Here is a 7525-nt window from a genome sequence, read left to right on the forward strand (position 1 = left end):
TAAAAGCAAAGCATGAGCGAAAAATCAAGGTGATAATGTGAATTACATGGCTACATAGGACTACTAAAAAATTGCCGAACCCTACAACTGATGCGGGTTCCAGCAATTTCAGAAGCTAAAGCTGGGATTAGGCGACCCTGAGGCCGTAATGGGGGCGGTACGGTCAACTGGAAGTCTCGCCCGTCAAATGGATTTGAAATGCCTCCCTCTACCACGTTGGCTGTCTTCCCGGGGAGCAGGGAGCGATTTCGCCGTTCGCCGAAGTGTTCGACCGCTCGGCCGCGCCGCGACGGCCTCAGCCTTGCGGCGCCATGATGCGCAACGTCGCCTGTCCCTGAACATTCCTGAGCGGGAAGTAGGCATGATGCGTCGAGTCATCCACCGCGACGATATGCGCATTGGGCCCGACGCGGCCGTCGCCGATCTTCGACACCTGGCCCGCTTTGACTTTGAACATCGAGACGATACCGGCTTCGCCAGCGACGTAAAGCAGATGCAGTTGCGGGTCGAAGGCCAGGACGTCCGGATCCTGACCGACGTCGAAGGACGACGTAACGTGCATCGTGTGCATGTCGAGCACCAGCAGCTTGTCATTGCCTTCGCAGGCGATGAAAGCGAGTCGTTGCTGCGGATCGATCAGCAGGCCGTGATTGCCCCGCGCGCCCGGCAGATTGATCTGCGCGAGGATCCGGTCGTTGGCCGGGTCGATTTCGACCAGCTTCCTTCGGGATTGCACGTTCACAAAAATGTGCCGGGAAACCGGATCGTACTGGGTATTGCCGACCTCGCCGCCGAGCGGGATCGTCGCAATCCGCGTGTTCGAGCGAACGTCGATCACCGTCTCAGTCTCGCCCGTTTCGTCGGAGACATAGAGCTTGTGCACATCGTGCGCGTAGGCCATGCCGTCCGGGTAGCTGCCGCCCGGCATGCGCGCGGTGATTTTTAGTGTGGTTTCGTCGATCGCGACGATCTCATTTGAACCGGTGGCCGACGCATACACGCGTGACAGTTCGGGAATCGCTAACACGCCATGCACCGAGGCGACGTCCGGAATCCGGGCAACGACGCGGCCAGCGCGCGTGTCGAACACGACGACCTCGCCGTCGCCCAGATGGGCGATGAACAGCAGGTGACGATCCGGGTCAACGCTTGCGTAGTCGAGTCGGGTCGGCCGTCCGCCCAGCGGAACGTCGGCGACCTGCTTCAACGGCAGGCCGCCCAACTCAACACCGTCGTCCGCACCTGACGCCGAGAACACAGCGGCCCCCAGCGCAGCAGCGATAGCGCACGCGACAGGAAGCAGCCAACGAGCAGCAGGCCAAGGCCAAAGTGTATTCATGATGCGAAATTCAATCAGTGAGCTTCACCCGTCGGAATGCCCCCAGTATCGTGAGGTCATAGGCAATCTTCAGCAGGCCGCAGGCGACAAGTGGGGCGCCGACCCAGCCCATTGCCAGCAGCGCGCCGGCCAGCGTGGGGCCGAGCGCCGCAGCAAGGCTTCTGGGTACCGACGTGAAGCTTGCAGCCGCCGGGCGCTCGGGCGGCGTCACCACCGCCATCACGTAGGCGGTCCGGGTTGGTACGTCCATTTGCGACAGCGCGCTGCGCACGAGCAATAGCGCCAGAGTCGGCAGCAAGGACGGCGCGAACGCAGCTGCAATCAGGCAGAGGCTGGACGGGATATGGGTGAACACCATCGTGTTCAGCAAACCGATCTTGCGAGCCAGTGGTACCGCAGCGAGTTGCGAGCCTGCGGTCAACAGACCCGCCCAGAAGAAAAACTGCCCGGCCGCGCCGAGGGAAAGCCCAAAGCGCTGCATCAGCCACAGCGACAGCAACGAGTTCACGACCAGGCCGCCGGCAAATGCGTCCACACTGAAAAGCAGCGCGAGTCGCGTGACGATCCCACGCGACGGACCCAGCGGTGCACTGCGCGACCGGTCCTGCGACTGCGGCTCGGGCAGCCTGCGATAGAGGAACCATAGCGCGATGCCAACCAGCGCATAAACGCCGAACATCGCGCGCAGGGCTGCGAGCAGTGACAGGCCCGCATGCGCGACGAGCCAGCCCGGAATCGCGGCCGCCAACGCGCCTGTCGCGGCGGACACCGCGCCCACCAGACTGTAACGGGCGAATATCGCCGTACGGGCGTCCCCGGCGGTCGAACCAGCGAGACGTGCCAGTTCCAGCGGCAGGAACAGGCTGACGTCCCCTGAGCTGGGGTTGAGCGTTCCGATGAACGCAACGACGAGCAGCGGCCACAGTGCCGACAGTCCGGCGAAGCCCATGCCGGTCGCGGCCATCAAGCCTGCCGCCAGGGTGAGCATGCGACGCAGCGGGTGGCGACCGGCGAACATTCCAACCAGGATCGTCGCCACCGCCGAGCCGATCAGCGTGGCGCTGCTGACCAGTCCGACGTCCAGTTGTGCGAAACCGAGCGCGAGCAGGTACGCGGGCAGCAGCACGGCGACGAATCCGTCGCAGAAGCCGCGTAACCCGCGGCCGATGAGCAGGGGCAGCGCGCTTGCCTCCGCACCGGCGGGCAGCATCAGGCGCGACATCGCGCCGCGACCTGTGATCGGGGCCGCTGTCCTAGGTGCGCGCATCGCCCTGACACCAGGCATACAGCGCGTCATAGACAACCATGCCGTACCGCAGCTGTTCGTGATCGTCGTCGAAATGGCGCGACAGGCCCACGGAAATCGCATGGAGTCCGCTCGCTTCGGGTGCGAGGTCGAGCCGGCTGGTATCCGCACCACGCACGATCTGCGCGAGCTTCAGCAGCGCCGGTTCGGTCAGCTGATACTTCTGCAGGAACGCGTCGAAGCTGCACAGTTCGCCGTGGTGACCCAGTTCGACGTTCGGCACGTCACAGGGAATGGCACCGGTTTCCTGCGCGACCCGCAGCACGTCATCGCGCGGTAGGTAAAGGAATTCGGCTTCCCTGTCGATGAACCTGACGATCAGCCAGGGACAGGCGATCCGGTCAACCTTGGGACGTTCGCGTGTGATCCATTTCATGATGCTTCTCCGTACAGCAGTGATGTGCGAGCGTCGTCGCTCAATCGTCGTCGTCTTCGCCTGCGTTGGTGGCGACCACCTTTCCGCCCTCGTCGATTAGCAGCTCCTGCTTCTGGTTGCCGGAACCCAGCGCGACGGCATAGCGTGTCGTGCCCTTCGCGGTCTGCTTTTCGATCTCGCCGACACTGCGGCCCTGTGCCTGCTGGTCAATCGTTGCCTTGACGGGCGCCGGAACCTGCGACAGGCCGACCGCTTCCTGATAGCGCCCTTCGGACGGCCTCTCCTTGCACCCGGACACCACGAGGCCGGCGGCCAGAACGAGACCGGCCAGAGCCAGCGGATGAATACGAATCGACATGACATGCTCCCGGTTGGTGGCGATGCGCTATCGACGTCGTTCAGACACCAAGTATGCCGAATCGCGTCGCCACCTTCGTCCAGTTGATGTTCTGCATGAAGGCGTCCACATAGGCTCCAGCCTTTGCGCCGAAATCAATGTGGTATGAGTGCTCGTACATATCGAGCGCGAGAATCGGCGCGCCGTCAGCGAGCGTGTGCGCGTGGTCGGACGCCCACTGGTTCGTGAGGCGACCGAGGCGTGGCGACCAGGTCAGTAACACCCAGCCGGATCCGCCGCCCAGCGCCTTGCCTATCGCGGTGAACTCAGCCGTCCAGCGCTCGACGCTGCCAAAGTCCCGCGTGAGCGCCTCTTCGAGATCGCCGTTCACCTTGCCGTCGGCACCCAGGCTGTCGAAGTACGACTCGTGCAGGATCACCGAATTCGCAGCGATCAGTTCTTCGCGCTTGAGTCCGTTAAGCACGAACACGGGCGCGCTGGTCACGTCCATCCCGGCGAGTTGTGCGGTGATTGCGTTCAGGCGCTTGACTGCGCCGCCGTAATTGTTCTCATAGTGACTGACGATCAGCTTCTCAGACAGGCCCGCGAGTCTGGCTGGATCGCAGGTCAGGGGTTTCATCTGGCAGGTCATGGGTTTCTCCTGTTGCAGCAAAAATGTCTGTGTCTCTTCAACGCCTGGAGTCGGACTTCCCGGCTGTCCCGAGTCTCTTTGAAAGCCAGTGATCAACCGACCAGCGGCCGCTGCCAGCGCCGAGCAACTCGCCAAGGAGCAGCGCTACGCCGAAATACATTGCGCCGTAGCCCCAGTCGCCGTGGGGCACGATGACGCTGCTCACGACATCCCGCAACCAGGTAAATGAGTTCGCGGAATTGGCCACTGCCCGCACGGCGAAAATGACCACGGCCGGATACCCCGCCAGCCTTGTTCCGAAGCCAGCAACAAAACTCAATCCGGCGAGGATCTCGACGGCGCGAAGGATCGCGCCGGTGGCAACCATGCCGAACAGCGACGATGGCCTATCGACGTGATAGAACGTGAACAGCTGCTGGATGCTCCCGTCGATGGGGCAAAGAAGCAGCACGCCGACCGCGACCCGGGTCGGCAAAACCCATTGCGGCCCGTCCGCGTTGACCGCGCCAAGCCATCCGGATCTGGTCCGAAGTCCCATCATGGTCTCCGTAGTCCGTAGCCAGTCAGTCGGGTTCCGGACGTTCGTGCGTCACCCGTGTCACGACAGTCTGCGGGCAGACGAAGCCGCCTGCATTCTCAACGCTACGTTGTCCCAGTTGATGAGGCTGAACAGCTGGTTGACGTATTCGTTGCGCCGGTTCTGGTACTTCAGGTAGTACGCGTGCTCGAAAACGTCGAGGATGAGGATGGGCTGGATGCCCCAGGCGGTCAGCTTCTGATGGTTCTCGCACTGCAGGATCATCAGCTTGCCCGTCGCAGGATGGTAGCCAACGATCCCCCAGCCGGAAGCTTCTACAGCAATCGTCGCGGCTACCAGCTGTGCCCTGAATTTCGCATAGGAGCCGAAATTTCTGTCGATGGTTTTTGCCAGATCGCCCGTCGGTTCACCGCCTTTGCCCGAGATGCTGGTCCAGTAAATGGTGTGCAGGATGTGGCTGGAAAGCTGGAAAGCGAGTTCTTTCTCGTAGAACTTCACCAGCGCAAAGTCGTTTGTGTCCCGCGCTTTCGCCAGGCTGTCTTCAGCCTTGTTCGCGGCAACCACAGCAGGCTTGTGATGAAAGTTGTAGTGCAGTTCGACGGTGCGCGCATCGATAACGGGTTCAAGCGCGTCGTAGGCGAATGGCAGCGGTGCAGCGGCATACTTGCCGTCCGCGTCTGTCAGCTTGTCGGCGTAACGGGGCTCGTCTGCCGCACGTACGGTTTGCGTCTGGGCCAGCAGGATTCCCGCGCCGACAGCCGCGGTGTCCTGTAGGAAGGTGCGACGTGTTGCCATGATTACGTTCCTCGTGGATTGCGCGCACGCGCGTGCCTTCAGATGGCGTGCTAGTGGATAAGCGGATAGACAGCCAGACCAAACAGGGCAGCCGCAACGACAACTACCGGCTCCTGCAGTTTCTTGAATCGCCAGAGCAACACGACCGTCGCAAGAGCAAGCACGATAGTCGGCCAGTCGACGATGGAGCGCCGCGCGATGACAATGACTGAGCCAGTGATCGCGCCCACAGCCGCCGCAGTAATGCCATCAACGAACGCCTTGACGGCAGGTAACTTGCCGTATTTCTTGAAGTACGGTGCCGGCAGCACCGTGAACAGGTAGCACGGCAGGAACGTCCCGAGCGCGGCGACGCAGGCGCCCGAAAATCCGGCGACCAGGTAACCGATGAAGCCGACCGTGATCACGACCGGCCCCGGCGTGATCATCGCCACGGCCACTGCGTCGACGAACTGCTTGTCGTTAAGCCAGTGATGTTCGGTCACGACGCCGCCGTAGAGGAAGGGCACGATTGCGAGTCCCGAGCCGAACACGAACGCACCGGCCTTGGCGAAGAACAAACCGATCTGGCCGAGCAGCGGCAGATCAAGACCACTCAGGACGCCGCTGATGCCGGGCGCCTGCGTCACGGCAAGCGCATTCAATCCGCTTTTGTGTAGCCATTTCGGCGGAGCACGCCAGAACCAGTTGAGCAGGCCTCCCGCGATAAACAGCCACGCGATTTCGGACTCGGTGACCACGGTCACGACCGCGAGCGACAGGAATATCGCCCACAGCAGCCTGTCTTTGCCGACGGTCTTCCTGGTCAGCTTGTACGCGCTCATCGCGATGATTCCGACCACCGCGGCACCCACGCCATAGAAGACGGCCTGCATCCAGGAGAGGCCACCATACTGGGCGTAGGCCCAGCCGAGTGCCACAACCATCAGAAACGACGGCAGAACGAAAGCGATACCGGCTACCGTTGCGCCGACGACGCGGTAATGCACGTAGCCGAGGTAAATGCCGAGTTGTGCGGCAAGAGGACCCGGCATCATTTGCGCCAGCGCCAGCCCCTCCTTGTAGTCCTGTTCGCTGATCCAGGTCCGGCGCTCGACCAGGTCGCGGTGCATGTAGCCGACCAGCGCCACCGGGCCGCCAAAACCGAAGGTACCGAGCCGCAGCATGTATAGGACCATCTGGCCGAGCGTGTAGCTCGGTGCGGTCGCCGTGGTGGCGTTCATGAACGGCCCTCTGCACCACTATTTTTTTTGCTCGTCGCAAAGTGCGCGTAGATCGAATCCAGCACGCGACTCATCTCATCGAGCAGTTGGTCGTCGTCCGATGCGCGTTGCCGCGCGCCGGCCATCACCGCTTCGAAGCCGATCGCCTCGGGCACCGGTGCGCCCCCGACATCGAGCGCGTGCACCATTTCACCGAGCCGAAGAAGCGCCGCGTCGTCGTCGAGACCGAAACTCACGAGCAGTACCTCAAACGTCACGCGCTCGCCGATATGCGTAAAGGCGGCGCCGTCGAAATCGAAGCCGAGTGCGTCCGGCGGGCAGGCCTCCGGCGAAGCCAGCCAGAGGAAGCCTGCTTTCGGATCGATGAAGCGACGGATCAGCCATGCGCTCGCGACGCGATCGACCCATAGCCGTTGCCGGGTTGCCCACGTGCGGGCCTGGTACTCGTCGCGCCGTAACGGCCGGATGGCCCGCTCGGCCGCATGCGGCTCACCCGGCGACAGGACCGTATCCGCGAGCGCTGCAAAGTCTTCCCAGGCGATTTCGGCGTCGGTCGATGCTGCGCCCGGGAAGTAGTCGATCGTCCGGATCGCGTCATAGTCCTTGCGCAGGCGGCGCAACAGGCGGGTGACCTCCGCTGGTGCCTGGCCTCCGAGCGTCTTCCGCGCAGCGCCCAGTGACGCGACAAAGGTCCCGTAGTCGTCGTTCCGATCGAACAGTGCGCGGAAGTCCGCTTCCTGCGACGAGTCCAGACTTTGCGCCCGCAGCAGATGCGCAGTGCCGCCGGCTTCGTCGATGCTGTCGGCGAGGTCGCGCAGCATGTCTTCGCGCTCCGCGGTGTGCGGCAGCAGGTAGATGCCGTCACGCAGGGCGGCGCACCCCTTCGCTTTCAGCGCCCGCCATGCCCGCATTCGCGCGGTAGCGTTCTCGGTGGGAAAGGTCAGGACCAGTACGGCCCA

General features: G+C 62.9%; 9 protein-coding genes. All 9 read right to left on the bottom strand.

From position 1 onward, the window contains the following. Window positions 1–295 precede the first annotated feature (295 nt). Window positions 296–1339 (bottom strand): YncE family protein, encoded by a 1044-nt coding sequence (locus GNZ13_RS28795; protein ID WP_172170899.1) that lies wholly within the window; start codon window positions 1337–1339, stop codon window positions 296–298. A 10-nt stretch (window positions 1340–1349) separates the two neighbouring features. Beyond that, a complete protein-coding gene (locus GNZ13_RS28800) occupies window positions 1350–2606 on the bottom strand; it encodes an MFS transporter (protein ID WP_172170901.1) in 1257 nt (418 codons plus the stop codon). Beyond that, on the bottom strand, window positions 2593–3021 hold the full coding sequence (locus tag GNZ13_RS28805) for a chromate resistance protein ChrB domain-containing protein (RefSeq protein ID WP_172170903.1): 429 nt from the start codon (window positions 3019–3021) through the stop codon (window positions 2593–2595). The genes GNZ13_RS28800 and GNZ13_RS28805 overlap by 14 nt, the downstream gene beginning before the upstream one ends. 40 nt (window positions 3022–3061) lie before the next feature. Next, a complete protein-coding gene (locus GNZ13_RS28810) occupies window positions 3062–3379 on the bottom strand; it encodes a hypothetical protein (RefSeq protein WP_172170905.1) in 318 nt (105 codons plus the stop codon). Between the two features lie 40 nt (window positions 3380–3419). Then, entirely contained in the window at window positions 3420–4010 is a 591-nt protein-coding gene (locus GNZ13_RS28815; RefSeq protein WP_172170907.1) for a superoxide dismutase, read from the bottom strand. Window positions 4011–4047: 37 nt separating this feature from the next. Further along, complete coding sequence (locus GNZ13_RS28820; protein ID WP_172170909.1) at window positions 4048–4548, bottom strand: hypothetical protein; 501 nt, start codon at window positions 4546–4548, stop codon at window positions 4048–4050. A gap of 60 nt (window positions 4549–4608) precedes the next feature. Further along, a complete protein-coding gene (locus tag GNZ13_RS28825; protein WP_236002233.1) occupies window positions 4609–5343 on the bottom strand; it encodes a superoxide dismutase in 735 nt (244 codons plus the stop codon). Window positions 5344–5393: 50 nt separating this feature from the next. Further along, complete coding sequence (locus tag GNZ13_RS28830) at window positions 5394–6566, bottom strand: chromate transporter (protein ID WP_172170911.1); 1173 nt, start codon at window positions 6564–6566, stop codon at window positions 5394–5396. Next, on the bottom strand, window positions 6563–7525 hold a 963-nt coding region (locus GNZ13_RS28835), incomplete at its 5' end, for a chromate resistance protein ChrB domain-containing protein (protein WP_172170913.1). The genes GNZ13_RS28830 and GNZ13_RS28835, both read right to left, overlap by 4 nt.

It is taken from the genome of Paraburkholderia elongata, assembly GCF_013177735.1.
GTDB classification, from domain to species: domain Bacteria; phylum Pseudomonadota; class Gammaproteobacteria; order Burkholderiales; family Burkholderiaceae; genus Paraburkholderia; species Paraburkholderia elongata.